Genomic DNA, 26603 nt, shown 5'->3' on the forward strand with positions numbered 1-26603 from the left:
GATGATGGAGCATAATCATGACCCGCACGAAGATGGCCGTCTCGGCCGCGCTGCTGTTGGCGATGGCCTTGATGCCGACCTTGGCGCAGGCACAGTTTTCGGAGCCCGCGGCCTATCAGGCCGCACATCCCGACCGCGACGTGCTCAATGGCGGCCAGCTCACGCCCGCAGCGCGTGCAGCTCTTGGCCAGCAGGGAACGCCGAGCGACGCCTATGCGGCTTATCCGTCAGCCGATGCGCCGGTGGTGCATCGGCGTCATCGCCGTCACCATCAGTAACCAGCCTAGACGATCTGCCTGGTGTCGGCGGGCTTGTGCAGCGCGCCGACCAGAATGCGCAGCGCCTCCGTCAATTCCGCCCTGTTGCGCGCCGCGCCGAGCGAGACGCGCGCGGCATGCGGCGGCATGCCGTCCACGATGAAGGCATCGCCGGCGACGACCGCAAGTCCATTGCGCAACAGATGCGCCGCGATGTCGGGCCGGCCCTGTGGCAGCCGAAGCCACAGATGATGGGCGGCGGGCTTGGCCAGGAACTGGAAACCTTTCAACGCGCGCTGCGCCAGCTGCTGGCGTCCGATGGCTTCGTTGCGGATCGCGGTGATGATCCGGTCGGCAATGCCGGCTTCGATCCAGTGCGTCACCAGCGCGACCATCAGCGGCGCCGGCATCTGCACGGTCGCCTGCAACAAGCTGCGCATCTGCAGCTGCGCGTCGTTGTCGGGCGTCACGAGATAAGCGACCCGCAGCGCCGGCGCGATGCATTTTGACAGCGTGGTCGCGAGATATGTCCGCTCGGGAATGAGATTGGCGATCGGCAATGCCGAGCGGTCGAGCAAGCCGTAGGCATCATCCTCGATCAGCGTAGTATCGGCATTGCGGATGATCTTGGCGATAGCCTCACGACGCTCGGGGACAAGCGTCGCCGTGGTCGGATTGTGCAGCGTCGGGATGAGATAGACGGCCTTCGGGGAGTGCATGCGGCAGGCCTTTGCCAGCGCATCGGGCAGAATGCCGCCGTCGTCCATGGCGACACTGACGAGCTTGACGCCGAGCCGCGCCGCGGCGGCCTTGATGCCTGGGAAGGTGAGGGCCTCGGTGAGCACGACATCGCCGGGCCGCGCCAGACGAGCGAGCAGGTTGAACAGGATCGTCTGCGCGCCGGGAAAGATCACCAGCCTGTCGGCATGGACGTGCGGCACACGTGCGCGCATCCAGCGCGCCGCGGCCTCGCGCTCATGCGCGCTGCCGCCGGGCGGCTGATAGTTCAGGAATGCGGTCAGGCCCGATTGGGCGCGGAGGGCCTCCATCCCAGCGATGATGCGCTCGTCGAGCTGTGCTTCCAGCGGATGCGGCGGCACGTTCATCGAAAGGTCGATCGCGACGGGATGCGGCAGGTCGACCGCGCGGCGCGCGCTGGTCTCCGACACGAACGAGCCCTGACCGACGCGCGCCTCCATGATGCCGCGGCGGCGCGCCTCGGTATAGGCGCGCGTCACCGTGGTGAGGTCGACGCCGAGCGCTTTTGCCAGCGCGCGCTGCGTCGGCAATTGCTGGCCGCGCACGAGACGGCCGGCGGCAATGTCGGCCTCCATGGCCTCGACGATGCGCTGGTAGCGCGGCCCGCTCAGCTCCGAGATTGTAGGGGTCCAATCCATGCAATTTAGGCCCATATGCTTTGAATGTATGGATATAAGATAGTATTGTATGGATCAACAAAACGGAAGAGGTGTCCTCATGACGACCGGTTCGGTTTCTCTGGCAAACGCGATGTGGCGCGGTTTTCGCGGCAAGTGCCCGAACTGCGGCGAAGGACATATGTTCGGGCGCTTCCTGAAGGTCGCTGACGCTTGCGATCATTGCGGCGAGGAGTTGTTCCACCAGCGCGCCGACGATTTCCCGGCCTATCTCGTGATGGTCGTGGTCGGCCATCTCGTGGTGCCGGCGATCCTCGCGATCGAGACGGCCTACGCGCCGCCGGTCTGGCTGCAACTGGCCGTGTGGCTGCCGGTGACGCTGTTCGCCTCGCTCGCGCTCTTGCAGCCGACCAAGGGCGCCATCGTCGGCCTGCAATGGCAAATCGGCATGCACGGCTTCGAGGCTGGCAAGCTGCGGCGCGAGGCAAGTCAGCTTGCGCGAGTCCTCGCGAAAGTGAATACGCGCGCCGCCTGAAGCGGCACGTTTACATCGCGCGCGTGGCAAAATGGTGAGGGGTCCGATGCGTCAGCATCGAACCCCTCGTCACTTCTTCGCGTTTTCTTCACGCGAACCGGAAAACCACTTCGCTCGAAAACGCTTTAGAATATCAGCCGGCCTGTAAGCCGGGTTCTGTAGGGCATCGTCCGCTTGCGCGAACGATACGTGACGGCCATTCCTCTGGGACCATGTTTGCACATGGCCTCGAGCAACCTACCCGGACGGCGGGCCTGACATCGCCCCGCGGCGTTATCGCTTTCGCGAACAGCCCGCTACGCCGTCCCTATTCGGTTTTGCTCCCGGTGGGGTTTGCCATGCCGGGTCCGTTGCCGGATCCGCGGTGCGCTCTTACCGCACCTTTTCACCCTTACCTCGCCGAAGCCCCGTTAGGGGCGAAGGCGGGCGGTCCGTTCTCTGTGGCACTTTCCCTGGGGTTGCCCCCGCCGGACGTTATCCGGCACCGCATGTCAAGGGAGCCCGGACTTTCCTCCCCGGCGGCCTTTCGGCACCTGCCGGAGCGGCCGTCCGGCCGACTGACCGATAACGCATGGAGCATTCGTGACGGTTCCGTCAAGCCGATATCGCCGCGCGCGCCGCGGCCGAATAATTTATCCTGAAGATGTCGTTTGGAGCGTGCCCCGTTCGACTGGATGTCGGCGACGCAGCCGAACAACAGGAGTGAAGCGATGCAATATCTGCTGATGATCTACCAGAACGAGGTCGAGTACGCGAACAACGACGCGGCGACCAGCCAGAAGATGCTGGCCGAATACCAGGCCTTCACGCAGTCCATCATCCAGAGCGGCAATTTCAAGGCCGGCGATCGGCTGCGGCCGACATCGACCGCGACGACCGTGCGCGTGCGCGACGGCAAGACGCTGACGACCGATGGTCCGTTTGCGGAGACGCGTGAGCAGCTCGGCGGCTACTATCTGGTGGAGGCCAAGGACCTGAACGCAGCGATCGAGATCGCCGCGCGGATTCCGAGCGCGCGCATCGGCTCGATCGAGGTGCGGCCGATCTGGGTGTACGATTAATGACGGCGCAGCCGTCATTCCGGGGCTCGCGAAGCGAGGACCCGGAATCTCGCGCCACGACTTCGAGATTGTCAGGTGCGCAATTGCGCACCAGAGGTCGCGACCGTGTCGCGCCCCGGAATGACGTGCAAAGCATCATGCAATGACCCCAGGCGAGATCGACAAAATCTTTCGCGACGAGGCGGGGCGGGCGCTGGCCACGCTGATCCGCCTCGTCGGCGATTTCGATCTCGCGGAGGACGCGCTTCAGGATGCCTTTGCCGTCGCGCTCGCGCGCTGGAGCGCGTGCGAGATTCCCGACAATCCACGCGCCTGGCTGGTGAATGTCGCGCGCAACAGGGTGATCGATCGCATCCGCCGTCAGGCCGTCTTCCGCGGCAAGCAGCAGGCACTGGTGCACGAGCTCGAGCTGAACGCGCAGGGCGACGACGAGCCGCCGGCGATGCTCGACGACGACATGCTGCGGTTGATCTTCACCTGCTGCCATCCCGCCTTCGCGCCCGAGGTCCAGGTCGCCCTGACGCTGCGCACCGTCTGCGGGCTCTCGACCGCGCAGGTCGCGCGCGCCTTTCTCATCAGCGAAGAGGCGATGGCGCAGCGCCTCGTCCGCGCCAAGCAGAAGATCAGGCTCGCCGGCATTCCCTACGAGGTGCCCGAGCGCGCCACCCTGGTGTCGCGGCTCGATGGCGTGCTCACCGTGATCTATCTCGTCTTCACCGAAGGCTATGTCGCGACCTCGGGCGCAGACCTGATGCGGCCCGATTTCGCGGCTGAAGCCATCCGCCTCGGCCGCCTGCTCGACCGGCTGATGCCGGAGCGCGCCGGTATCAAGGGCCTGCTGGCCCTGATGCTGCTGCACGATGCGCGCCGCGCCGGGCGTGAGACGGCGGCCGGCGACATCGTGCTGCTCGAGGAGCAGGACCACGCGCTGTGGGACCGCGCACAGATCGAGGAGGGCCTGCGCCTGGTTGACGACGCGCTGCGCCTTGCCGGCCGGCCGCAGGCCTATGCGGTGCAGGCCGCGATCGCGGCGCTGCATGCGCGCGCGGCAAGTTTTGAGGAGACCGACTGGCCGCAGATTGCCGGACTCTACGAGGTGCTGCTGCGCATCAGCCCGTCGCCGGTGATCGAGCTCAATCACGCCGCGGCCGTGTCGATGGTCGATGGCCCGGCACGTGCGCTCGATCTCGTCGACGCGATCACCGCGCGCGGCGGGCTCAACGGCTATGAGTTGCTGCCTGCCGTGCGCGCGGATCTGCTGCGGCGGTTGGGGCGGAAGGATGAGGCACGCACGGCCTATCGCGCCGCGACGGAGGCGACGCAGCTCGAGCCGCTGCGGCGGCTCTATGCGCGAAGGGTGAGGGAGATGGATTGAGTTCCCGTCATGGCCGGGCTTGTCCCGGCCATCCGGGTCCTTTGCGCGCGAAGACAGAGACGTGGATGCCCGCGACAAGCCCGGGCGTGACGGAGCAGGAGGTCACATGCTCGAAGCGTCTTCTATTTCGACGCGATCGTCGTCCCCTCGGCCGGCAAGCTCGCCAGCAGCGCCTGCAAGGTCGAGAGCGTCGAGTGATCCGCGACACCGTCGAGCCGCGCCGGGCGGAAATGGCGCTGGAACGCGGTGATGACTTCCATCGTCGCAGCGTCGTATTTGCCGGTGAGCGGAACGCCGTAGCCGTACTTCGCGAGGGCCTGCTGCATGCTGAGCACCGCATCGCTGATGGTGCCGAGCATCAGGCTCTCGCCGCGCACGATCGGTGCGGGCGTCACCCAGTGACCGACGCCGGAATTGGCCAGCGAGTGCCACGGAAACTTCTCGCCGGGATCCTTCTTGCGTGCGGGCGCGACATCGGAATGGCCGAGCACGCGGTGCGGCGGCACTTTTCGCCGCAGCATGATACCGCGGCAGAGCGCGATCACGGCGGCGATCTGGCGCAGCGGAAATTCCGGATAACCCCAGTCATGGCCGCGATTGACGATCTCGATGCCGATCGAGCAGGAATTGACGTCGTCCTCGCCGGCCCATGATGAGACGCCGGCGTGCCAGGCGCGCTTGGCCTCGGGCACGCATTGCACGATGCGGCCGTCCTCCAGCACGACGTAATGCGCCGACACTTCGGTGCCCGCCGTGCATAGCCGCGCCAGCGCGCCCTCGACATCGGGCATGCCGGTGTAGTGCAGCACGATCATGTCTGGCTGCCGTCCCTTGTTGCGCTCGCCATAGTTCGGCGAGGGAATGATGTCGGAGACGATCGAGGAATCCGGATCGAACGTCCGCATGTTCGCCGCGGCCTTGGGAACCGGGAGAACGCGCTGACGCTTCGAATCAGACGGTGTGGACGAACCGGACGGCATGGACAGCTCAAAAGAATGGAGAGTGGGCCAAGCCCTTCTCTTTACTATTCCTTTACCCTCGGCCGTGCGCAATCGCATGGCGCGGTTAACGGATGCATTTTGGCCGGGTGTGTGGATGCAGCATCACCGTCAAGCCGCCCTATCTTACGCCGGACACCTTTTCGAGTTGTAACGGGCCGCTCAACGCTTTCTTAACGCTAAGAGCCGTTACTGAGGGATGAAGAGCCGACCCGCGTCCGGAGGCGGCCAAAGCGTATTTTGGCTCGAAATCCCATGGCTGCCCGACACATTCCACTGGGAACTCTGGGCTTGCAGCCCGGGACGACGGGGCTCGGTAACCATGTTGGACTGGGGCTTGGTCGTGGAACCGCCGCGACGCGTAATCATTCGAGGCGTAATGGGCTGGTTCGCCCCCGATCTGGCATGGTCGTTCGGCAGGCGTGGCGCATGAGCACCGCTCCTCACATTCCCGTGCTCGGCCGCGAGGCGATCGATCATCTCGCACCGCGCGCGGACGGGATCTATGTCGATGCCACCTTCGGCGCCGGCGGCTACAGCCGCGCCATTCTCGATGTGCCGGGAACCCGCCTCATCGCGATCGATCGGGACCGCACTGCGATCGCTGGCGGGGCCGAGCTGGTCGAGCGCTCCGCGGGCCGGCTGACGCTGGTCGAAGACCGCTTCTCCAACCTCGCCGAGGTCTGCGCGGCCCACGGCATCGAGGCCGTCGACGGCGTCGTGATGGATGTCGGCGTGTCCTCGATGCAGCTTGACCAGGCCGGCCGCGGCTTCTCGTTCCGCCTCGATGGGCCGCTCGACATGCGGATGGGGCAGGCGGGCCCGACCGCAGCCGATGTGGTTGCGCGCGCCTCGGAAAGCGATCTCGCCGACATCATCTATCTCTTCGGCGAAGAGCGGCATGCGCGCCGCGTTGCCCGCGCTCTCGTTGCCGACAGGCAGGAGACGCCGTTCACGACCACACGCGCGCTGGCCGATCTCGTCGGCAGGGTGGTGCGCTCCAAGCCCGGCGACATTCACCCGGCGACGCGGACGTTCCAGGCGCTGCGCATCTTCGTCAACGAGGAGCTCGAGGAGCTCAAGACGGCGCTCGCCGCGGCCGAGCGCGTGCTCAAGCCCGGCGGCCGTCTCGTCGTGGTCTCGTTCCATTCGCTGGAAGACCGCATCGTCAAGAATTTCCTCGCCGAACGTAGCAAGACCGGCGGCGGCTCGCGGCATCTGCCGGAAGTGGCGCAGACCGCGCCGAGCTTCCAGCTGCTGACGCGGCGTCCGGTGGTCGCCGGCGACGCGGAGGTCGCGAATAATCCGCGCGCGCGGTCGGCAAAGCTGCGCGCCGCCGAGCGCACCTCGGCGCCCGCGCATGACGGCGATGAGCCATCGCCCTGGCCAAAGCTCTCCGACGTGATGAGGGGCGGCTAGCGCATGCGCATCATCCACCTCCTCGTCATCGGCGCGCTGATCTTCGCGGCGGCCTATGTCTACCGGATCAAGATGGACTCCACGGCGCGCACCGAGAGGGTGCTGCGCCTGCATGCGGAGATCCGCGAGCAGCGCGACGCGATTGCAGCGCTCCGCTCCGAATGGGCCAAGCTCGATGCGCCGTTGCGCCTGCAGGGCCTCGCCGAGCGCCATCTGCCGCTCAAGCCCGTCAACGGCACGCAATACGACTCCCTGAAGAACCTGCCGGAGCGTCCGCCGCGGATGTTCAGGCCGGGCGAACCCGATCCGATCGGGGCCATGCTCAACACCATCGAAGCCGCGAGCGATCCTGATGCCGTGACTGGCTCCGTGCCCCGCCCCGAGGACAAGCAATGAGCCCGACGACGTCTGCAAAACCAATGCAAAAGCCGACCGCGCGACCCAAGGAGCCTTGGCGGCAGCGGCTGATCCGCAGCCTGCTCTACGGGCGCAACGTCGACCGCGCCGCGAAGGCGCGTGCGCGCGTTGGCCTCGCGATGCTTGCTTTTGCCTCGGTCTATCTCCTGATCGGCGGTCGGCTCGTGATGTTCGCGATCGGCGCCGACGCCCATGGCGCGCGCCGTGCCGCGGCGCAGGAGGTGGTCGCGACCGCGCGCCCCGACATCGTCGACCGCAACGGCGCGATCCTCGCGACCGACGTCAAGGCGTCGAGCCTGTTCGGCGAACCGCGCCGCATCATCGACAAGGACGAGGCGATCGAGCTTCTGACCGCGACAGTTCCCGACCTCGATGAGGCCGAGGTGCGCGAGCGCCTGTCGGGACGAAAGGGCTTCGTCTGGCTCAAGCGCGAGATCACGGCGAAGCAGCAGCAGGACATCCACAAGCTCGGCATTCCCGGCATCGGTTTCCTGCGCGAGAACAAGCGCGTCTATCCGACAGGCAACGAGGTCGCCCACCTCATCGGTCTCGTCAACATCGACAACCAGGGCATCGCCGGCATGGAGAAGTGGCTCGACAATCAGGGCCTCGCCGACCTGCACCGCGCCGGCTTCGCCACCGACCGGCTGCAGAAGCCGATCGAGCTCTCGATCGATCTGCGCGTCGAGCACGCGCTGCGCGACGAGCTGCTGAAGGCGAAGGAGAAGTTCCACGCCAAGGCGGCGTCGGGCATCGTCTCCAACGTCAAGACAGGCGAGCTCGTGGCGATGGTCTCGCTGCCGGATTTCGATCCCAACAATCCGAAGGAAGCGCACGACCCCGACCGCATCAACCGCCTGACCACGGGCGTCTACGAGATGGGCTCGACCTTCAAGGCGTTCACGCTGGCGATGGCGCTCGATTCCGGAAAGATCAATCTGAACTCGTCGTGGGACGCGCGCGGCAACCTGCACTACGGCAAGTTCACCATCCACGACAGCCATCCGCTCGGCCGTTTCATCAACACCAAGGAAGTGTTCACCTACTCCTCCAACATCGGTGCGGCGCGGATCGCGCTCGGCCAGGGCGTCGAGGCGCACAAGGCGTTCCTCGCCAAGATGGGCCAGCTGACGCGGCTGCGCACCGAGCTGCCGGAGAGCGCGGCGCCGTTGGTGCCGCGGCGCTGGGGTGAATTGAACACGGTGACCATCGCGTTCGGCCAGGGCATCTCGGTGGCCCCGCTGCAGGCGGTGATGGGCATCAACGCGCTGGTGAACGGCGGTTACCTCATTCCGCCGACCTTCATGAAGCGCAGCGAAGAAGAAGCGGCGGCGATGGCCAAGCGCGTCATCAAGCCGGAGACCAGCGACAAGATGCGGTTCCTGATGCGGCTCAATGCCGAAATCGGCACCGCCAAGACCGCCGACGTCAAGGGCTACTATGTCGGCGGCAAGACCGGCACGTCGGAGAAGGTCATCAACGGCCGCTATGCCAAGAAACGGGTGCTGAACTCGTTCACCGCGATCATGCCCTGCGACGATCCGAAATATCAGATCCTGATCATGCTGGATGAGCCGCAGGCGATCCCTGAAACGAAGGGTTTCATCACTTCGGGCTGGAACGCGGTGCCGACCGGCGGCAAGGTGATCGAGCGGATCGCCCCGCTTCTGGGCGTCGAACCGCGGTTCGAGCTGCCGCCGTCCGACCGCCTTATTCTTGCAGCATCCAGGACAACCCAGTAATCAACTGGGGTGGCCATCGCCGGTGCTGATTCGGCTTTTCCTGACGATTCGGCTCTCCGGCGCGGCATGTCGACTGGACGACCATGAAGCTGCGTGAACTTCTAGGCAATGACGCCGCGATCGAGCCCGCCGTCGCGGCGCTGGATGTGACCGGCGTTGCGCTCGACAGCCGCGTGGTCAGGCCCGGCGATGTCTTCTTTGCGCTCGCGGGCAGCAAGACGGACGGCGCGCGCTTCATTGACGCGGCGATTGCTGCCGGCGCGGCGGCGGTTGTCGGCGATCATGCGCCTGATGGCATCAAGGTGCCGTTCGTCACTGTCCCTAATCCGCGCCGCGCGCTGGCGCTAGCGGCGGCAAGCTTCTTCCCCGCACAGCCTGCGACGATTGCGGCGGTGACCGGCACCAGCGGCAAGACTTCGGTTGCCGCTTTCACGCGCCAGATCTGGGAGCGGCTGGGGCATGCCTCCGCCAGCATCGGAACCATCGGCCTCGTCTCGCCGAAACGCACCGTCTACGGCTCGTTGACGACGCCCGATCCGATCGCGCTGCACCGGCAGTTGGACGAGATCGCGCGCGAGGGCGTCACGCATCTCGCCTTCGAAGCCTCCTCGCACGGGCTCGATCAGTATCGCCTCGACGGCGTGCGCATCGCCGCCGGCGGTTTCACCAATCTCTCGCGCGACCACATGGATTACCATCCGAGCGTCGCGCATTATCTCACCGCAAAGCTCCGCCTGTTCCGCGAGCTGGTGCAGCCGGGTGGCGCGGCGGTGATCTCGGCCGATCACGATTGCTCGGCCGAAGCGATCGATACTGCGAAGTCGCGCGGGCTGAGCGTGATGGCGGTCGGTCGCAACGGGGACGGTGGTGAAGGTGTTCGTCTCGTCGACGCCAAGGTCGAAGGATTTTCGCAAGTGCTCGCGATCGAGCATCGCGGAAAGCGCTACGCGGTTCGCCTGCCGCTGGTCGGCGAATTCCAGATCGAGAACGCGCTGGTGTCGGCCGGCCTCGCCATCGGCACCCGCAGTGACGCGGCAGGCGTGTTCGCGAGCCTCGAGCATCTCGAAGGGGCCAAGGGCAGGCTCGAGCGCGTCGGCGAGCGCAACGGCGCGCCGATCTTCGTCGACTATGCGCACAAGCCCGACGCGCTGGCGAAGGCGTTGCAGGCGCTGCGTCCCTATGCGAAACGCAAGTTGATCGTGGTGTTCGGCGCCGGCGGCGATCGCGATGCCGGCAAGCGGCCGATCATGGGCGAGATCGCGGCCGAGAACGCCGACGGCGTCATCATCACCGACGACAATCCGCGCAGCGAGAAGCCGGAAGCCATTCGCGCCGAGATCCTCGCCGCCGCCAAGGGCGCCCGGGAAATCGGCGACCGCGAAGCTGCAATCCGCGCTGCGATCGAGGAGCTGCAGGAGGGCGATGCGCTGCTGATCGCCGGCAAGGGCCACGAGACGGGACAGATCGTCGGCGGCCAGGTTCTGCCCTTCAGTGATCACGAGGCGGTCGCCGCCGCATTGACGTCGAGGACAGCATGAGCGCGCCAATCTGGACTGTGGCCGAGGTCGCGCGCGCACTGGGCGCTGCCGGATCGTTCCCGGACACCCCGATCGACTTCGTCACCCAGGACAGCCGCCTGGTGAAACCAGGCAGCCTGTTCGTCGCGCTGAGCGGCACGCCGAGCGGCGGCTTCGTCTCGGCCTTCGCCAGCGCGCGCGACGGCTGGGAGTTTGCCGACAAGGCGGAAGCCGCCGGCGCGGCCGCGATGATCGTGCCGCACGAGATCGCGGGCATCCGCATTCCGCAGATCGTCGTGAAGGACACGCTGATCGACGGCCTCTGGGGCCTCGCGCGCGCCGCCCGCGCGCGCTTTAGCGGGCCCGTGATCGGGCTTACCGGCAGCGCGGGCAAGACCAGCACCAAGGAATTTTTGGCGGCTTATCCCAATGCCTATGCGAGCCCGGCGAGCTTCAACAATTTCTGGGGCGTGCCGCTGACGCTGTGCAATGCACGGCCCGATGCCAGCCTCTGGGTCGTCGAGATGGGCATGAACCAGACCGGCGAGATCGCGCGGCTCAGCGAATTGACGCGGCCGACGGTCGCGCTCGTCGTCAATGTCCAGCCGGTGCATCTGGAAAAGCTCGGCTCGCTCGAGGCCATCCGCCGCGAGAAGGTTTCGATTGCGCTCGGCCTGCCCGAGGACGGCGTGCTGGTGCTGCCCGCCGGGCTCAAGGCGCCCGAATGGAAAGGCAAGGTGGTGCGCTTCGGCGAGCATGCCGAAGTGCACGAGGTCGCGCACGCGCCCCATGGCGAGAGCTGGCAGATCGTCGCCATGATCGGCAGGAAGGAGATCGCCTTCAGCCTGACGCCGGGCGCGCCGCACCGCGTGCACAATGCGCTCGCCGCGCTCGCCGCGATCCGCGCCGCGAATCTCGATGCGGCGACGCTTGCGATCAAGCTCGACCGGGTCGGCATCATGACCGGCCGCGGCGTCGAGCAAATGGTCGGCGGCGTCACCGTGATCGACGACAGTTTCAACGGCAATCCGGCCAGCGTCGCCGCTGCGCTGCAAAGCCTGGAGGCGCGCAGCATGACCGGCGGCCGCCGCATCGCGGTACTCGGCGACATGCTCGAGCTCGGCGATGACGCACCTCGCTATCACACCGGCCTCGCCGAGCATCTCGACGGCATCGACGGCGTCTATTGTGTCGGCCCCTTGATGCGCCACCTCTTCGAGCTGTTGCCGGCAGGAAAGGCCCTCGGCTGGCACGACGATCCCGCCACGCTGCAACCGGGCGAGGTCGCGAACCTGCTGAAGGCAGGCGACATCGTGGTTGTCAAGGGCAGCAAGAAGATGTTCTGGGTCAACAAGTTTGTGCCGGGCCTGGTGGCCGCCTTGCAGGCAAAGGCGTAAACTGCTTGGAAGGCGCTGTTCCGAATCCCTCCTTGCGGCGCGGATCGTTTTACCAGGGTCGCCCGACCGTGATGAAGACCAGCGAATGCGCGTGAGACACGGTGAGGTCGAGGTGAAGGGCCGAGAACAAGGTCAAGACCGCGTGCGCAAGGCCCATAGGACCGTCTGAATGTTTTACTGGCTGATCGAGCTATCCAACACATTTCCGAGCTTCAGTGCGGTGCGCACCGTCCTGAACGTCTTCCGCTACATCACCTTCCGCACCGGCGGCGCCATCGTCACCGGCGCGCTGTTCGTGTTCCTGTTCGGGCCCTGGATCATCGACCATCTGCGCATCCGCCAGGGCAAGGGCCAGCCGATACGCACCGATGGCCCGCAATCGCATCTCAGCAAGAAGGGTACGCCCACCATGGGCGGGCTGATGATCCTGTCCGGCCTCACGGTCGGCACCGTGCTGTGGGCCAATCCGCTCAACCCCTATGTCTGGATCGTGCTGGCGGTGACGCTCGGCTTCGGCTTCGTCGGCTTCTATGACGACTACCTCAAGGTGACCAAGCAGACCACGACCGGTTTCGGCGGCAAGCTGCGCCTGCTGATCGAGGCGGCGATCGCGCTGGTTGCCTGCTACGCCTTGGTGCGCCTGAACCGCGATCCCGCGTCGACCGCGCTGACCATTCCGTTCCTCAAGGACACGGTGCTGCATTTCGGCTGGTTCTTCATCGTGTTCGGCGCCTTCGTCATCGTCGGCGCCGGCAATGCGGTGAACCTCACCGACGGCCTCGACGGCCTCGCCATCGTCCCCGTGATGATCGCGACCGCGAGCTTTGCGATGATCGCTTATCTCGCCGGCAACGCGGTGTTCGCAGACTATCTCCAGATCAAATATGTCGCGGGCACCGGCGAGCTTGCGGTGCTCTGCGGCGCGCTGCTCGGCGCCGGTCTCGGCTTCCTCTGGTTCAATGCCCCACCCGCTTCGATCTTCATGGGCGACACCGGCTCGCTCGCGCTCGGCGGCATGCTCGGCGCGATCGCTGTCGCGGTGAAGCACGAGATCGTGCTCGCGGTGATCGGCGGCCTGTTCGTGCTGGAGGCGGTCTCCGTCATCGTGCAGGTGGTGTCGTTCAAGTTCACCGGAAAGCGCATCTTCCGGATGGCGCCGATCCACCACCATTTCGAGCAGCTCGGCTGGACCGAACCGCAAATCGTGATCCGGTTCTGGATCATCTCGGTGATGCTGGCGCTCGCCGGTCTATCGACGCTGAAGCTGCGCTGATGATGGCGTCTGCCCAGGATCGTCATTCCGGACGACGCGAAGCGGCGATCCGGAATCTCGAGGTTCCGGGTTCTCGATTCGGGAGCCCCGGAACGACGGAGACGAAATCATCATGATCCCCATCACATCCTTCGCCGGCAAGACGGTCGCCGTGTTCGGGCTCGGCGGCTCGGGACTCGCCTCCTGCCACGCGCTGAAGGCGGGTGGCGCCGAGGTGATCGGCGCCGACGACAACACCGAGAACGTCGCCAAGGCGGCGCAGGCCGGTTTCATCACCGCTGACTTGCGCAACGTCTCCTGGGCCAATTTCGCCGCCCTCGTGCTCGCGCCCGGCGTGCCGCTGACCCATCCCGTGCCGCACTGGAGCGTGCTGAGAGCGCGCGAAGCGGGCGTCGAGGTGATCGGGGATATCGAGCTGTTCTGCCGCGAGCGCCGCCGCCACGCGCCGGACGCGCCGTTCGTCGCCATCACCGGCACCAACGGCAAGTCGACCACGACGGCGCTGATCGCGCATCTGACCAAGGTCGCGGGCTACGATACCCAGATGGGCGGCAACATCGGCACTGCGATCCTGTCGCTGGAACCGCCGCGCATGGGCCGCGTCCACGTCATCGAGATGTCGTCCTACCAGATCGACCTCACGCCCTCGCTCGATCCCTCGGTCGGCATTCTGCTCAATGTCAGCGAGGATCATATCGACCGTCACGGCACCATCGAGCACTACGCAGCAGTGAAGGAGCGCCTCGTCGCCGGCGTGCAGGCCGGCGGCACGTCGATCGTCGGCGTCGACGACGGCTATTGCCGTGACATCGCCGACCGGCTCGACCGCGCCGGCAAGAACGTGGTGCGCATTTCCGTCAGGAATCCGCTCGCCTCCGGCATCCATGTCGAGCACGGCACCATCGTGCGCACCGCCGGCGGCGCGCGCAACGAGATCGCAAAGCTGGGCGGCATCGGTTCGCTGCGCGGCCAGCACAATGCGCAGAACGCTGCTTGCGCGGCCGCTGCCGCGCTCGCGATGGGCATCAGCCTCGATGTGCTGCAGAACGGCCTGCGCAGCTTTCCCGGCCTTGCGCATCGCATGGAGCAGGTCGGCCGCCGCAGCAACGTGCTGTTCGTCAACGATTCCAAGGGCACCAACGCGGACGCCACAGCGCATGCGCTGTCGTCCTTCTCCGACATCTTCTGGATCGCCGGCGGCAAGCCGAAGGCCGGCGGCATCACTGGCCTCACCGGCTTCTTCCCGCGCATCCGAAAAGCCTATCTGATCGGGGAGGCCGCGCAGGAGTTTTCGGGGACGCTGGGCAGCGAGGTCGCGCACGAAATCAGCCGGACGCTGGACGTCGCCGTCGAGCACGCCGCGCGCGATGCGGAGGCGTCAGGGCTCGCCGACGCTGTCGTGCTGCTGTCGCCCGCCTGCGCGTCGTTCGACCAGTATCGCAACTTCGAGATCCGCGGCACCAAGTTCCGCGAGCTGGTGCAGGCGCTGCCGGGAGTGAAGCCCGTGGTGTGAGGGCCTCTCGTGTCCCGGCCGCGCGTAGCGCGAGCCGGGACCTAGGAGCCACGATGAGCCCCCGGCTCTGCAGCGCATCACTGCGTGCTGCGGTGCGCCCGGGGCACGAGACTCTTCAAAACTTGAACGTTTCCTTAACCCCTCGGTAACCAACCTCGGCGACCAATGGGCGGACCTCTGTCCGAAAGCGGCCGCCCATGCTCTCCCGTGAAGAACGCACCCCCTTTTCCGAGTGGTGGTGGACCGTCGACAAGCCGCTGATGGGCGCGATCCTGGCCTTGATGCTCACCGGCGTGATCCTGTCGCTGGCGGCGAGTCCGCCGGTTGCGACCCGCATCGGGCTCGATCCGTTCCATTTCTTCAGCCGCCACGTGATGTTCCTGCTCCCGTCCTGCCTGGTGCTGCTCGGGGTCTCCTTCCTGTCGCCACGGTCGATCCGGCGGAGCGCGCTGATCATCTTCACCGTCAGCATCATCCTGATCGTGGTGACGCTCGCGATCGGCCCCGAGGTGAAGGGCTCGCGACGCTGGATCACGCTGCTCGGCGTCAACATCCAGGCCTCCGAGATCGCCAAGCCGTCCTTCGTCGTCATCGCCGCCTGGCTGTTCGCGGAATCCACCAAGCGGCCGGAGATGCCGGCGACATCGATGGCGTTGGTGCTGCTGTTGATGCTGGTCTCGCTCTTGGTCATGGAGCCGGATTTCGGCCAGACCATGCTGATCTTGATGGTGTGGGGCTCGCTGTTCTTCATCGCAGGCATGCGCATGATCTGGGTGTTCGGCCTTGCGGGCGCCGCCGCCGCCGGCCTGTTCAGCGCCTATCTCTTTGTTCCTCACGTGGCAGGACGCATCAAGCGCTTCATGAATCCGGCCTCCGGCGATACCTTCCAGGTCGATACCGCCATGGAAGCCTTCTACAATGGCGGCTGGTTCGGCCTCGGGCCGGGCGAGGGCATCGCAAAGCGCAGCCTGCCGGACAGTCACACCGATTTCGTGTTCGCGGTCGCCGCCGAAGAGTTCGGCATCATCCTGTGCCTTGCGATGCTGGCGCTGTTCGCCTTCGTCGTGATCCGTACGCTGTCGCGCGCTTATGCCAATGAGGACATGTTCTCGCGCTTCGCTGCCTCGGGTCTTGCGATCCTGTTCGGCGTGCAGGCGGCGATCAACATGTCGGTGAACCTCCAGCTCATCCCCGCCAAGGGCATGACGCTGCCGTTCATCTCGTATGGCGGTTCCTCGATCGTGTCGCTCGCCTACGGCGTCGGCATGATGCTCGCGCTGACGCGGCTGCGCCCGCGCACCGAGGTCGAGGCCAGCGGCCGCGCCGAGGCGATGCGCAGCTACGCGTGAACTCTCGTGTCCCGGACAAGCAAAGCGCCGATCCGGGACCCAGAACGCCGCAACCAATGGGCCCCGGTTCAGCAGCGCAGCACGCTGCCAAGGGCAGCGTGCTGCGCTGCGCCCGGGGCACGGACACTTTCTTGCGGCGCTCGCAATGACGAAAAACTCGCTGTAAAACGCCTCCACCATGGACACTTCCCCCCTGATTCTTCTCGCCGCGGGTGGCACCGGCGGCCATCTGTTTCCGGCCGAGGCGCTCGGCGTCGAGTTGATCCGGCGCGGCTTTCGCGTCCGTCTCGTCACCGACGAGCGCGCGCTGCGTTATAGCGGGCTGTTCAGCAAGGACATGATCGATGTCGTCGCCAGCGAGACTGCGCGCGGCCGCAATCCGTTTCAGCTAGCTTATGCCGGCCTCACCCTCGCTACCGGCACGCTGTCTGCGTATCGCCTGATCAAGCGGTTGAAGCCGGTCGCCATCGTCGGTTTCGGCGGCTATCCGACACTGCCGCCGCTGGTCGCGGCGAAGCTTGCAGGCGTGCCCGCCATCATCCACGACGCCAATGCCGTGCTCGGCCGCGCCAACCGGTTTCTGTCGAGCCGCGTCCGCGCCATCGCGACGTCGTTGCCCGGCGTGCTCGATCGCGATCCGGCACTGGCGGGCAAGACCACGACCGTCGGCACGCCGATGCGCCCGGCGATCCTCGCCGCAGCCGCCGTGCCGTATGTCGCGCCCGAGGTGAACGGCCCGCTGCGGCTGCTCGTCGTCGGCGGCAGCCAGGGTGCGCGCATCATGGCCGACATCGTGCCGGGCGCGATCGAGCGGCTGGAGTCGTCGTTGTGGAGCCGGCTGATCCTGACCCAGCAGGTCCGCGACGAGGACATGACGCGCGTGCGTGCGGTCTACGGCAAGCTCAAGATCAAGGCGGAGCTCGCACCGTTCTTCACCGATCTGCCGGCGCGGCTTGCGTCCAACCATCTGGTGGTGTCGCGCTCCGGCGCCGGCACGGTCGCTGAGCTCGCCGCGATCGGCCGGCCCTCGATCCTGGTGCCGCTGCCGGGCTCGATCGACCAGGACCAGTTTGCCAATGCCGGCGTGCTGGCCAAGGTCGACGGCGCGATCCGCATCCCCCAGACCGAGTTCACCTCGGATCGTCTTGCGTCCGAGATTTCCGCCTTCGCCGCCGAGCCCGCGCGACTTGCCGCCATGGCTGCCGCGGCGAAAGGGGCCGGCCGGCTCGATGCGGCCCAGCGGTTGGCCGATCTGGTGGTCAAAGTCGCTGGAATCTGACGCCTGTTCCGCCCCGGAATGGCCAAAAAAGCCCCTTGTCATGCCCCGCGAAAGCGGGGCATCCAGTACATGACGCAGCTGATTTGAATCTCAGGCGTCGCGGAATACTGGATCGTCCGCCTTCGCGGACGATGACCCCAAGGAAACCACATGAGACTGCCGCGCGAGATCGGACCCATCCACTTCGTCGGGATCGGCGGGATCGGCATGAGCGGCATCGCCGAGGTGCTGGTCAATCTCGGCTACACTGTGCAGGGCTCTGATGCCGCCGACAATTACAATCTCGACCGTCTGCGCAAGAAGGGCGCGAAGGTTTCGGTCGGCCACAAGGCCGAGAATGTCGACGGCGCCGAGGTCGTCGTGGTCTCCACCGCGATCAAGCGCGACAATCCGGAACTGATCGCGGCGCGCGAGCGCCGCATTCCCGTGGTGCGCCGTGCCGAGATGCTGGCCGAGCTGATGCGGCTCAAGAGCTGCGTCGCGATTGCCGGCACCCACGGCAAGACCACGACGACCACGATGGTCGCAACCCTGCTCGACGCCGGCGGGCTCGATCCGACCGTAATCAACGGCGGCATCATCAACGCCTATGGATCCAACGCGCGTCTCGGCGCCGGCGACTGGATGGTGGTGGAAGCCGACGAGAGCGACGGCACGTTCTTGAAGCTGCCGACAGACGTGGCGATCGTCACCAACGTCGACCCCGAGCATCTCGACCACTTCAAGACCTTCGACGCCGTGCAGGACGCGTTCCGAAACTTCGTCGAGAACCTGCCATTCTACGGCTTTGCCGTGATGTGCATCGATCATCCCGTGGTGCAGAGCCTCGTCGGCAAGATCGAGGATCGACGCATCATCACCTACGGCGAGAATCCGCAGGCGGACGCGCGGCTGTTCGACCTCACACCGATGGGTGGCGGATCAAAATTCAAGGTCGCGTTTCGCGATCGCAAAACGGGTGCGGTGCATGAGATCCCAGATTTGATGCTGCCGATGCCGGGCCGTCACAATGCCTCGAACGCAACGGCTGCGATCGCGGTCGCGCGCGAGCTCGGTGTCTCCGATGACGCGATCCGGAAAGCGATCGCCGGCTTCGGCGGCGTCAAGCGCCGCTTCACCAAAACCGGTGATTGGAACGGCGTCACCGTGATCGACGATTACGGTCATCACCCCGTGGAGATCGCGGCTGTGCTGAAGGCAGCGCGGGAATCCACCAACGGCAAGATCATCGCCGTGGTGCAGCCGCATCGCTATACCCGTCTGCAATCGCTGTTCGAGGAATTCTGCACCTGCTTCAATGACGCCGACGCGGTGGTCGTCGCCGACGTCTATGCCGCGGGCGAAGCGCCGATCGACGGCGTCGACCGCGATCATTTCGTCTCGGGCCTGCGCGCGCATGGACATCGCGAGGTGCTGCCGCTGCCGGCGGCGACGGAGCTCGCGGGTATCGTCAAGGGATTGGCGAAGTCCGGCGATCTCGTCGTGTGCCTTGGCGCGGGCAACATCACGCAATGGGCGTATGCATTGCCGGATCAGTTGAAGGCGCTGGGGTAGGGCGGTGAGCTTCCCCGACATCACCCCCACACTCAAAGCCGCGATGCCTAACCTTCGCGGTCGGCTGCTCGCCAACCAGTCGCTCGCCGAGCTCACCTGGTTTCGCGTCGGCGGTCCGGCGCAGGTGCTGTTCACGCCGGCGGACGAGGACGATCTCGCTTATTTCCTCGCGCATCTCGCATCCGACATCCCCGTCTATGTCGTCGGCGTCGGCTCGAACCTGATCGTGCGCGACGGCGGCATTGCCGGCGTGGTGATCCGCCTTGCGCCGCGCGCCTTTGGCGATGCGGCCGCGGACGGCGACATCGTCACCGCCGGCGCTGCCGCGCTCGACAAGCGTGTGGCGGAAGTCGCGGCAAGTGCCAATATCGGCGGGCTCGAATTCTATTTCGGCATTCCCGGCACGATCGGCGGCGCGCTGCGCATGAACGCGGGGGCCAATGGCGGCGAAACCAAGGACGTGCTGATCGAGGCGTGCGGCGTGGCGCGCGACGGCACCCGGCATCTCTTCTCCAACGCCGACATGAAGTTCGTCTATCGCAATAGCGGCGTCGATCCCTCCATCATCTTCACCTCCGCGCGCTTCCGCGGCGAGATCAGGGATGCCGAGGCGATCCGCGCGCGGATGGCGGAGGTGCAGACCCACCGCGAGACCGCGCAGCCGATCCGCGAGAAGACTGGTGGATCGACCTTCAAGAACCCGCCCGGCCATTCCGCCTGGAAGCTGGTGGACGCCGCCGGCTGCCGGGGCTTGCGCGTCGGCGGCGCGCAGGTCTCGGAGATGCACTGCAATTTCCTGATCAACACCGGCGATGCCACGGCGCATGACATCGAGACGTTGGGCGAGACCGTGCGCGAACGCGTGAAGGCGAATTCCGGAATAGAGCTACACTGGGAAATCAAGCGGATCGGGGTTCCTATTAACAGTCATTCCGGGGCGATGCGTTAGCATCGAACCCGGAATCTCGAGATTCCGGGTCTGGTGCTTGCGCACCATCCCGGAATGACGAAATGCGAGGACACATGCGCATCACCATCCTCTTCGGCGGCTCCAACCGCGAGCGTCTGGTTTCGGTCGCCTCGGCTCAGGCGCTGCATCAGGCGCTGCCCGAGGCCGATCTCTGGTGGTGGGACGTCGAGGACAAGGTGCATGTGGTGCAGTCGAAACAGCTGCTCGAACATGCCCGCCCGTTCGAGGACGAATTCAAGCCCGGCACGACAGGCATTCCGCTGGCGCAGGCGCTCGACCAGGCCAAGGCCGAAGGCCGCGTGCTGGTGCTCGGCCTGCATGGCGGGAGCGCGGAGAACGGCGAATTGCAGGTGATGTGCGAGGCGCGCGGCGTGCCGTTCACCGGATCGGGCTCGGCCTCCTCGCATCTCGCCTTCGACAAGATCGCGGCCAAGCGTTTTGCCGCGCTCGGCGGCGTGACGCCGCCGGCCAACATTGCGCTCGAGGCCATTGACGAAGCCTTCGCCGAATATGGCCGGCTGATCGCAAAGCCCGCGCGCGACGGCTCGAGCTACGGCCTGATCTTCGTCAACGCCAAGCAGGATCTCATCGCCGTCCGCAACGCGGCCAAGCATGAAGAATATGTGATCGAGCCCTACATCGCCGGCGTCGAGGCCACTTGCGGCGTGCTGGAGCGCACCGACGGCTCGATCGTCTCGCTGCCGCCGATCGAGATCATTCCGGGCGAGGGCAATTTCGACTACGCGGCAAAATATCTTTTGAAGTCGACCCAGGAGATCTGTCCCGGCCGGTTCGCGCCCGAGATCACTGCCGCGCTGAAGGAGCAGGCGATGCTGGCGCACCGGGCGATGTCCTGCACCGGCTATTCCCGCTCGGACTTCATCGTCTCGGAGAAGGGCCTCGTCTATCTCGAGACCAACACGCTGCCCGGGCTGACCAAGTCTTCGCTCTACCCCAAGGCGCTGAAAGCCGAAGGCATCGCGTTCGTCGACTTCCTGCGCGGCCTGGTCGAGCTCGCCGGGCGGGGTGTGCGAAAATAATTAGGACTGGTTAACGGCCAAACAGCCGAAATGGGCCGGTTTGGGGGCCAAATCCGGTAAAATGCCGGAGATCGCGGCACAAATGCCTCACATCGTGGGGCAAAAAGCATCCCGCGTTAACGAATTTTACCTTTTGTTTACCAGGACAGCCGAAGGTTAACGCTGGCGGCGCATATGGCGTTTTGGCTGCCGGCGCGTGAGCTGTCCTGGGTGATGTCACCTCCAGCGAACGCTTTGAACGGGAGAGGTTTCTTCTGCTGAAGACCAGCACCCGGCCCGGCAAGTCCGAGACGTCATGTTCGCCAGGACCCGCGCGATGTTGCGGGCTAACTGTTGACGAGTTCGTGCAATGGATGGTGCAGGAAGCCTCACTCGGTCGCTTTTCAGATCGCAGAGGCCCCAAGCTGACCTGAAGGCGGCCGCTATCGGAGCGGTCGTGCTTCTGCGCGAGTGGGTGCAGGACAAGCGAGCCGAGGCGCGCGCTGCCGCCCAGGACAAGATCAGGACCAAGAAGGCCAAGCAGCTCGTCGAGCGCGAGCCTCCGCCGCGCGTGGTCGCGCTGGTCGAGCGCTATCTGCCGCGCCGGGTCGGGATCACCATGACTGCGCTGCTGCTGCTCGGCAGCTGCGGCTTCGGCATCGTCAAGGGCGGCCATCTCCAGGATTTCATCACCGCGGTCAGCGATGCCCGCAACGCGCTGGCCAATTCCGCCGGCTTCCGCATCACCTCGGTCGCGATCAACGGCCGCAAGCAGCTCACCCAGGACGAGATCCTCGCGATCGGCGGCGTCAGCGGCCGTTCCTCGCTGCTGTTCCTCGACGCCGACGCCGTGCGCGACAAGCTCAAGGCCAATCCCTGGATCGCGGATGCGACCGTGCTGAAGCTCTATCCGGGCCGGCTGATGATCGACATCACCGAGCGCCAGGCCTTCGCGCTGTGGCAGGAGGCCGGCCGGCTTTCCGTGATCGCCGACGACGGCGCCGTGCTCGAACCCTATGTCTCGCGCCGCTTCCTGTCGCTGCCGCTCGTGGTCGGCAAGGGCGCCGACACCCAGGCGCGCGATTTCCTGGCGCTGTTGGCGCGCTATCCGCAGATCAATTCGGTGACCAAGGCCGCGATCTATGTCGGCGAGCGGCGCTGGAATCTGCGGCTCAAGGACGGTCTCGACATCCGCCTGCCCGAGCAGGACGTCGGCAATGCGCTGGCGATGCTGTCCCGGCTCGACAAGGAGGACAGGCTGTTCTCCCGCGACATCGTTGCCATCGATCTGCGCCTGCCCGATCGCCTGGTGGTACAGCTGTCCGACGACGCCGCCAAGGCGCGCGAGGAGCAGTTCAAGGACAAGAAGAAGAAAAAGGCCGGGGACGCCGCATGACCGGTCTTGATCGCACCCAGACGCCGAAGACGCGCCCGATGCCGCACAAGCGCGGCGGCCTCGTCGCCTGCCTCGACATCGGCACCAGCAAGATCGCCTGCATGATCGCGCGGCTGAAGCCGTCGCCGCCGAGCGACGCGCTGCGCGGCCGCACCCATGCGGTGGAGCTGATCGGCTACAGCCAGATCCAGTCGCGCGGCATGAAGGCCGGCGCGGTGATCGATCTTGCCGAATGCGAGCAGGCGGTGCGCCAGGCTGTCGGTCTCGCCGAGAAAATGGCCAAGGTGCGGGTCGATTCCGTGCTGCTGTCGGTCGCCGGCGGCCGGCTCGCCGGCCAGCTGGTCGAAGCCGCCGCCGACATCCGCGGCGGCGCCGTGACGCCGGCCGATGTCAGCCGCGTCACCTCCACCGGCATGCGCCACGCCACCGGCGAGGGCCGCACCGTGCTGCACGCGCTGCCGGTCGGCTACACGCTCGACGGCGTCAAGGGCATCCGCGATCCCCGCGGCATGGTCGCGCATCAGTTCGGCGTCGACATGAACGTCGTCACCTGCGACGCCACGGTGGCGCGCAACCTCATGCTGGCGGTGGAGCGCTGCCACATCAACGTCGAAGCCATGGCGGCGAGCCCCTATGTGGCCGGACTTTCCGTGCTGACCGATGACGAGGCCGATCTCGGCGCCGCCGTGGTCGAGATGGGTGCAGGCACCACCACCATCGCGGTCTATTCCGGCGGCCGGTTCGTGCATGCGGCCGGTTTTGCGGTCGGCGGGCAACACATCACGATGGATCTCGCCCGCGGACTCTCCGCGACCATTGCCGATGCCGAGCGAATCAAGACCTTATACGGGACCGTCATCACCGGCGGATCGGACTCGCGTGAGCTGATGTCTGTACCGACAGCCGGTGACGAGCAGGATCTGCCGCAGATCGTCTCCCGCGCCACCATCGCCAACATCGTCAAGCACCGTGCCGAGGAAGTCTTCGAAATGGTTCGGGACAAGCTGAAGGATTCGCCCTTCGCCTCAGAGCCCAACGGCCGCGTCGTGCTCTCGGGCGGCGCTTCCCAGCTCACCGGCCTCGTCGAACTCGGCACCCAGATTCTCGGCCGGCCCGTGCGGGTCGGTCGCCCGCTCGGTTTCGGCCGGCTGCCCAACGAGGCGAAGAACGCCGCGTTCGCGGTGCCGGCCGGACTTCTCGTCTACCCGCAATATGTTCATCTCGAACATGTCGAACCGCGGCATACGCGGCAGCAGGTCAAGACAGGGACCGGCGGCTATCTCGGAAAGGTCGGACGATGGCTACGCGAGGGCTTTTGATGACTCATTTCCGCAAGTGTCGATTTTCACCAACTCCCGCGGCCACCGGCCGGGGCGAACCCACGCGCGCGTGATCGAGAGGCAACCATGACCATCAGCATCAATGTTCCTGATATTCACGAACTGAAGCCCCGGATCACCGTGTTCGGCGTCGGTGGCGCCGGTGGCAACGCCGTCAACAACATGATCACGGCGGGCCTCCAGGGCGTCGACTTCGTGGTCGCCAACACCGACGCGCAGGCGCTGACGATGTCGAAGGCGCAGCGCATCGTGCAGATGGGCACCGCCGTCACTCAAGGTCTCGGCGCAGGTTCGCAGCCGAACGTCGGCGCTGCCGCTGCGGAAGAGGTGATCGACGAGCTGCGCGACCATCTCTCGGGCGCCAACATGGTGTTCGTCACCGCCGGCATGGGCGGCGGCACCGGGACGGGTGCTGCTCCCGTCATCGCCAAGACCGCGCGCGACATGGGCATCCTCACCGTCGGTGTCGTGACCAAGCCCTTCCACTTCGAAGGCGGCCGCCGCATGCGCACCGCCGAAGCCGGCATCGCCGAGCTGCACAAGGTCGTGGACACGCTCCTAATCATCCCGAACCAGAATCTGTTCCGGGTCGCCAACGAGAAGACCACCTTTGCCGACGCCTTCGCGATGGCCGACCAGGTGCTCTATTCGGGCGTTGCCTGCATCACCGACCTGATGGTCAAGGAAGGCCTGATCAACCTCGACTTCGCTGACGTTCGCGCCGTCATGCGCGAGATGGGCAAGGCGATGATGGGCACGGGCGAAGCCTCCGGCGACAAGCGTGCGCTGACCGCCGCGGAGGCCGCGATCGCCAACCCGCTGATCGACGATAGCTCGATGAAGGGCGCCAAAGGCCTCCTCATCTCCATCACCGGTGGCAAGGACCTTACCCTCTTCGAGGTCGACGAAGCCGCGACCCGCATCCGCGAGGAAGTCGACCAGGACGCGAACATCATCGTCGGCGCGACCTTCGACGAAGCGCTCGACGGCCTGATCCGCGTCTCGGTCGTCGCCACCGGCATCGAGCAGGCGGCGATTGCCCGCAACAGCCAGGCGACTTCCGCACCGGTTGCCAATCCGGCGCCGCAGCAGGCTCCCGCGGCTCCGGCCGCGGCTGCCGAGAGCCGTCTCGCCGACCTGACCGCGCGCCTCCGTGCCGATAACCAGCGCCTGGCCGAACGGGCCCAGAAGCTGGAAGCGCAGATCCCGGCCACCGCGGCGGTCCCGGTTGCTGCCGCCCCCGCCGCGCCGCGTGCGAACGTCGAGCGCGCCGCGCTGGCCGCGATCGCCGCCGCGGTCTCGGACGTGCCGCAGGCACCGGCGCCGCAGACCTATGGCGACGTCACCGTGCGCCCGATCGCGCAGAAGCCGACCCTGTTCCCGGAGCCTGAGCAGGGCCCGATCGCGATGCAGGAGCCGATGACGCCCGAAAACTTCATCCCGCCGCAGGCCGAGCGCCCGCCGGTCCGTGCGCCGCGGATGCCGCGTCTCGAGGAACTGCCGATGCCGGCCCAGGCCGAGCTTCGCCAGGCCCGCGGCGAGGTCGAGGAAGAGACCCCGCAGAAGAGCCGGCTGTCGCTGCTCCAGCGCCTCGCCAATGTCGGCCTCGGCCGTCGCGACGAGGAGAGCGAGCCGCCGGTCGCCGCCCGCACCGCCGGTCCCGGGATGCCGCCGCTGCCCGACCGCCGCCCGCAGAAGACCGTGGCGCAACAAATCGCGGCCAGCGAGCCGGTATCGGAGTATGCGCGCCGTCCCGCGCCGCAGGGTCTGGACATGCATGGCCGCCCGGCACCTGTTGCGCCGGCGCCACAGGGCGACGACCATCTTGATATCCCGGCCTTCCTGCGGCGGCAGGCGACCTGAGGATTGTTACCATCAGGCAGACGAAAAGAGGTCCCGGCGAGAAGCTTGCCGGGACCTTTCCTTTTCTCCCGTGCATGCCTGGATTGTGCAGCCAAACAACTGATTTTAAATCATTAATTACGTAGTCGGTGGTTCATTAAAGCCGCCGATAACGGCCCAAAACCCAAAGCTAATTTGGTTAAGCCTTGGCGCGAATACGGCAGGTTTGGGGTAACAATCGGTAAAAAAGCGTGAGTTGGCGCTGTTTGAGGCAGCAACTATGGTTTGCCGTGACTTGGGGATACGGAGATTCGCAACCGTCGGCGCTGGCCGGCCGAGCGGGTCTAGTATAAGTCGCAGTGGGTCGTAGTGGGGCGGTTCCTGATGAAATTTAGCCGGCAAACAACGCTTCGTGCGCAAGCCACCGTGGCAGGCGTAGGCGTTCACTCCGGTCTTCCCGTGACTCTCACGCTCGGGCCTGCGCCTGTCGACGCAGGTTTTATTTTTGTCCGCACCGGCCTTGAGGGAAGTGACCGCGAAGTCCAGGCGACCGCCGAGCAGGTGATCGCGACCGATTTCGCCACCGTCCTCGGCGATCGCAGTGGTCCTTTGGTGTCGACTGCAGAGCATGTGCTTGCTGCGCTGCGGGGGATGGGCGTCGACAACGCCACCATCGAGATCGACGGGCCGGAAGTGCCGATCATGGACGGCAGCGCCGCAGCCTTCATCGCCGCGATCGACCAGGCCGGTATCGTCACCCAGCCGGCGCAGCGCCGCTTCATCCAGGTTTTGAAGCCGGTCTCGGTCAAGATCGGCGACTCCTTCGGCGAGATCCGGCCCTATGCCAACGGCTTCCGTGCCGAAGTCGAGATCGATTTCACCAATCCCGTCATCGGCCAGCAGAGCTATTCCTTCGAGCTCAGCCCGGAACGCTTCCGCCGCGAAGTCGGCCGCGCCCGCACCTTCGGCCAGAT

22 protein-coding genes and 1 other RNA gene are annotated in these 26603 nt (G+C 66.1%); 20 read left to right on the forward strand and 3 right to left on the reverse strand.

The window, feature by feature from the left end:
• Positions 1–17: 17 nt before the first annotated feature.
• Positions 18–278, forward strand: coding sequence for a hypothetical protein (locus tag ACVWY3_RS39170; protein ID WP_456843225.1), 261 nt, complete (start codon positions 18–20; stop codon positions 276–278).
• Positions 279–283: 5 nt separating this feature from the next.
• Here ACVWY3_RS39170 and ACVWY3_RS39175 read toward each other — a convergent pair whose 3' ends face one another.
• On the reverse strand, positions 284–1654 hold the full coding sequence (locus ACVWY3_RS39175) for an aminotransferase-like domain-containing protein (protein WP_456843226.1): 1371 nt from the start codon (positions 1652–1654) through the stop codon (positions 284–286).
• A gap of 49 nt (positions 1655–1703) precedes the next feature.
• On the opposite strand from ACVWY3_RS39175, the gene ACVWY3_RS39180 reads away from it, so the two are divergent.
• Positions 1704–2168: a DUF983 domain-containing protein gene (locus ACVWY3_RS39180; protein WP_456843227.1), complete on the forward strand. Its 465-nt coding sequence runs from the start codon at positions 1704–1706 to the stop codon at positions 2166–2168.
• A 129-nt stretch (positions 2169–2297) separates the two neighbouring features.
• Here the strand turns inward: ACVWY3_RS39180 and rnpB are convergent.
• Positions 2298–2729, reverse strand: an RNA gene (gene rnpB, locus ACVWY3_RS39185) — RNase P RNA component class A.
• A gap of 149 nt (positions 2730–2878) precedes the next feature.
• Here rnpB and ACVWY3_RS39190 point away from each other — a divergent pair.
• Both ACVWY3_RS39190 and ACVWY3_RS39195 read left to right on the forward strand, forming a co-directional pair.
• Positions 2879–3229, forward strand: coding sequence for a YciI family protein (locus tag ACVWY3_RS39190; protein ID WP_456843228.1), 351 nt, complete (start codon positions 2879–2881; stop codon positions 3227–3229).
• A gap of 142 nt (positions 3230–3371) precedes the next feature.
• The gene (locus ACVWY3_RS39195) at positions 3372–4604 is read left to right on the forward strand and encodes an RNA polymerase sigma factor (protein WP_456843229.1); all 1233 of its coding nucleotides are present in this window, start codon (positions 3372–3374) and stop codon (positions 4602–4604) included.
• A 122-nt stretch (positions 4605–4726) separates the two neighbouring features.
• Here the strand turns inward: ACVWY3_RS39195 and ACVWY3_RS39200 are convergent, their stop codons facing one another.
• Positions 4727–5584 (reverse strand): N-acetylmuramoyl-L-alanine amidase, encoded by an 858-nt coding sequence (locus ACVWY3_RS39200; RefSeq protein ID WP_456843230.1) that lies wholly within the window; start codon positions 5582–5584, stop codon positions 4727–4729.
• A 447-nt stretch (positions 5585–6031) separates the two neighbouring features.
• On the opposite strand from ACVWY3_RS39200, the gene rsmH reads away from it, so the two are divergent.
• From rsmH to ACVWY3_RS39280, 16 genes are all read left to right on the forward strand, one after another.
• The gene (gene rsmH, locus ACVWY3_RS39205) at positions 6032–7021 is read left to right on the forward strand and encodes a 16S rRNA (cytosine(1402)-N(4))-methyltransferase RsmH (protein ID WP_456843231.1); all 990 of its coding nucleotides are present in this window, start codon (positions 6032–6034) and stop codon (positions 7019–7021) included.
• Between the two features lie 3 nt (positions 7022–7024).
• Positions 7025–7417: a cell division protein FtsL gene (gene ftsL, locus ACVWY3_RS39210; RefSeq protein WP_456843232.1), complete on the forward strand. Its 393-nt coding sequence runs from the start codon at positions 7025–7027 to the stop codon at positions 7415–7417.
• Positions 7414–9180, forward strand: coding sequence for a peptidoglycan D,D-transpeptidase FtsI family protein (locus tag ACVWY3_RS39215; RefSeq protein WP_456843233.1), 1767 nt, complete (start codon positions 7414–7416; stop codon positions 9178–9180). The genes ftsL and ACVWY3_RS39215 overlap by 4 nt, the downstream gene beginning before the upstream one ends.
• 83 nt (positions 9181–9263) lie before the next feature.
• On the forward strand, positions 9264–10718 hold the full coding sequence (locus ACVWY3_RS39220; RefSeq protein ID WP_456843234.1) for a UDP-N-acetylmuramoyl-L-alanyl-D-glutamate--2,6-diaminopimelate ligase: 1455 nt from the start codon (positions 9264–9266) through the stop codon (positions 10716–10718).
• A complete protein-coding gene (locus ACVWY3_RS39225; RefSeq protein WP_456843235.1) occupies positions 10715–12094 on the forward strand; it encodes a UDP-N-acetylmuramoyl-tripeptide--D-alanyl-D-alanine ligase in 1380 nt (459 codons plus the stop codon). Before ACVWY3_RS39220 ends, ACVWY3_RS39225 begins: the two co-directional genes overlap by 4 nt.
• A 169-nt stretch (positions 12095–12263) precedes the next feature.
• Complete coding sequence (gene mraY, locus ACVWY3_RS39230; RefSeq protein WP_456843236.1) at positions 12264–13367, forward strand: phospho-N-acetylmuramoyl-pentapeptide-transferase; 1104 nt, start codon at positions 12264–12266, stop codon at positions 13365–13367.
• A gap of 112 nt (positions 13368–13479) precedes the next feature.
• Complete coding sequence (gene murD / locus ACVWY3_RS39235) at positions 13480–14880, forward strand: UDP-N-acetylmuramoyl-L-alanine--D-glutamate ligase (RefSeq protein ID WP_456843237.1); 1401 nt, start codon at positions 13480–13482, stop codon at positions 14878–14880.
• Positions 14881–15077: 197 nt separating this feature from the next.
• Entirely contained in the window at positions 15078–16229 is a 1152-nt protein-coding gene (ftsW, locus tag ACVWY3_RS39240) for a putative lipid II flippase FtsW (protein WP_283084696.1), read from the forward strand.
• 178 nt (positions 16230–16407) lie between these two features.
• The gene (murG, locus tag ACVWY3_RS39245) at positions 16408–17508 is read left to right on the forward strand and encodes an undecaprenyldiphospho-muramoylpentapeptide beta-N-acetylglucosaminyltransferase (protein ID WP_456843238.1); all 1101 of its coding nucleotides are present in this window, start codon (positions 16408–16410) and stop codon (positions 17506–17508) included.
• Between the two features lie 150 nt (positions 17509–17658).
• Positions 17659–19062 carry a UDP-N-acetylmuramate--L-alanine ligase gene (gene murC / locus ACVWY3_RS39250; RefSeq protein WP_456843239.1) on the forward strand — a complete coding sequence of 468 codons (1404 nt, stop codon included), beginning with the start codon at positions 17659–17661 and terminating at the stop codon, positions 19060–19062.
• Positions 19063–19066: 4 nt separating this feature from the next.
• Positions 19067–20011: a UDP-N-acetylmuramate dehydrogenase gene (gene murB / locus ACVWY3_RS39255; protein WP_456843240.1), complete on the forward strand. Its 945-nt coding sequence runs from the start codon at positions 19067–19069 to the stop codon at positions 20009–20011.
• Between the two features lie 74 nt (positions 20012–20085).
• Positions 20086–21072 carry a D-alanine--D-alanine ligase family protein gene (locus ACVWY3_RS39260; protein ID WP_456843241.1) on the forward strand — a complete coding sequence of 329 codons (987 nt, stop codon included), beginning with the start codon at positions 20086–20088 and terminating at the stop codon, positions 21070–21072.
• 349 nt (positions 21073–21421) lie between these two features.
• Complete coding sequence (locus tag ACVWY3_RS39265) at positions 21422–22447, forward strand: cell division protein FtsQ/DivIB (protein WP_456843242.1); 1026 nt, start codon at positions 21422–21424, stop codon at positions 22445–22447.
• Positions 22444–23766 carry a cell division protein FtsA gene (ftsA, locus tag ACVWY3_RS39270; protein ID WP_456843243.1) on the forward strand — a complete coding sequence of 441 codons (1323 nt, stop codon included), beginning with the start codon at positions 22444–22446 and terminating at the stop codon, positions 23764–23766. The genes ACVWY3_RS39265 and ftsA overlap by 4 nt, the downstream gene beginning before the upstream one ends.
• An 87-nt stretch (positions 23767–23853) precedes the next feature.
• Positions 23854–25650, forward strand: a complete 1797-nt coding sequence (ftsZ, locus tag ACVWY3_RS39275) for a cell division protein FtsZ (protein ID WP_456843244.1) — start codon at positions 23854–23856, stop codon at positions 25648–25650.
• A gap of 363 nt (positions 25651–26013) precedes the next feature.
• Positions 26014–26603: UDP-3-O-acyl-N-acetylglucosamine deacetylase (locus ACVWY3_RS39280; protein ID WP_456843245.1), on the forward strand; the 590-nt coding region annotated here is incomplete at its 3' end.

This window comes from Bradyrhizobium sp. USDA 4486 (assembly GCF_054057995.1).

Excerpts from the sequence above, each read along its gene's own strand:
- ACVWY3_RS39170 (WP_456843225.1), top strand. The coding sequence starts at position 18 with ATGACCCGCACGAAGATGGCCGTCTCGGCCGCGCTGCTGTTGGCGATG.
- ACVWY3_RS39175 (WP_456843226.1), bottom strand. The coding sequence starts at position 1,654 with ATGGATTGGACCCCTACAATCTCGGAGCTGAGCGGGCCGCGCTACCAG.
- ACVWY3_RS39180 (WP_456843227.1), top strand. The coding sequence starts at position 1,704 with ATGGATCAACAAAACGGAAGAGGTGTCCTCATGACGACCGGTTCGGTT.
- ACVWY3_RS39190 (WP_456843228.1), top strand. The coding sequence starts at position 2,879 with ATGCAATATCTGCTGATGATCTACCAGAACGAGGTCGAGTACGCGAAC.
- ACVWY3_RS39195 (WP_456843229.1), top strand. The coding sequence starts at position 3,372 with ATGACCCCAGGCGAGATCGACAAAATCTTTCGCGACGAGGCGGGGCGG.
- ACVWY3_RS39200 (WP_456843230.1), bottom strand. The coding sequence starts at position 5,584 with ATGCCGTCCGGTTCGTCCACACCGTCTGATTCGAAGCGTCAGCGCGTT.
- rsmH (WP_456843231.1), top strand. The coding sequence starts at position 6,032 with ATGAGCACCGCTCCTCACATTCCCGTGCTCGGCCGCGAGGCGATCGAT.
- ftsL (WP_456843232.1), top strand. The coding sequence starts at position 7,025 with ATGCGCATCATCCACCTCCTCGTCATCGGCGCGCTGATCTTCGCGGCG.
- ACVWY3_RS39215 (WP_456843233.1), top strand. The coding sequence starts at position 7,414 with ATGAGCCCGACGACGTCTGCAAAACCAATGCAAAAGCCGACCGCGCGA.
- ACVWY3_RS39220 (WP_456843234.1), top strand. The coding sequence starts at position 9,264 with ATGAAGCTGCGTGAACTTCTAGGCAATGACGCCGCGATCGAGCCCGCC.
- ACVWY3_RS39225 (WP_456843235.1), top strand. The coding sequence starts at position 10,715 with ATGAGCGCGCCAATCTGGACTGTGGCCGAGGTCGCGCGCGCACTGGGC.
- mraY (WP_456843236.1), top strand. The coding sequence starts at position 12,264 with ATGTTTTACTGGCTGATCGAGCTATCCAACACATTTCCGAGCTTCAGT.
- murD (WP_456843237.1), top strand. The coding sequence starts at position 13,480 with ATGATCCCCATCACATCCTTCGCCGGCAAGACGGTCGCCGTGTTCGGG.
- ftsW (WP_283084696.1), top strand. The coding sequence starts at position 15,078 with ATGCTCTCCCGTGAAGAACGCACCCCCTTTTCCGAGTGGTGGTGGACC.
- murG (WP_456843238.1), top strand. The coding sequence starts at position 16,408 with ATGGACACTTCCCCCCTGATTCTTCTCGCCGCGGGTGGCACCGGCGGC.
- murC (WP_456843239.1), top strand. The coding sequence starts at position 17,659 with ATGAGACTGCCGCGCGAGATCGGACCCATCCACTTCGTCGGGATCGGC.
- ACVWY3_RS39260 (WP_456843241.1), top strand. The coding sequence starts at position 20,086 with ATGCGCATCACCATCCTCTTCGGCGGCTCCAACCGCGAGCGTCTGGTT.
- ACVWY3_RS39265 (WP_456843242.1), top strand. The coding sequence starts at position 21,422 with ATGGATGGTGCAGGAAGCCTCACTCGGTCGCTTTTCAGATCGCAGAGG.
- ftsA (WP_456843243.1), top strand. The coding sequence starts at position 22,444 with ATGACCGGTCTTGATCGCACCCAGACGCCGAAGACGCGCCCGATGCCG.
- ftsZ (WP_456843244.1), top strand. The coding sequence starts at position 23,854 with ATGACCATCAGCATCAATGTTCCTGATATTCACGAACTGAAGCCCCGG.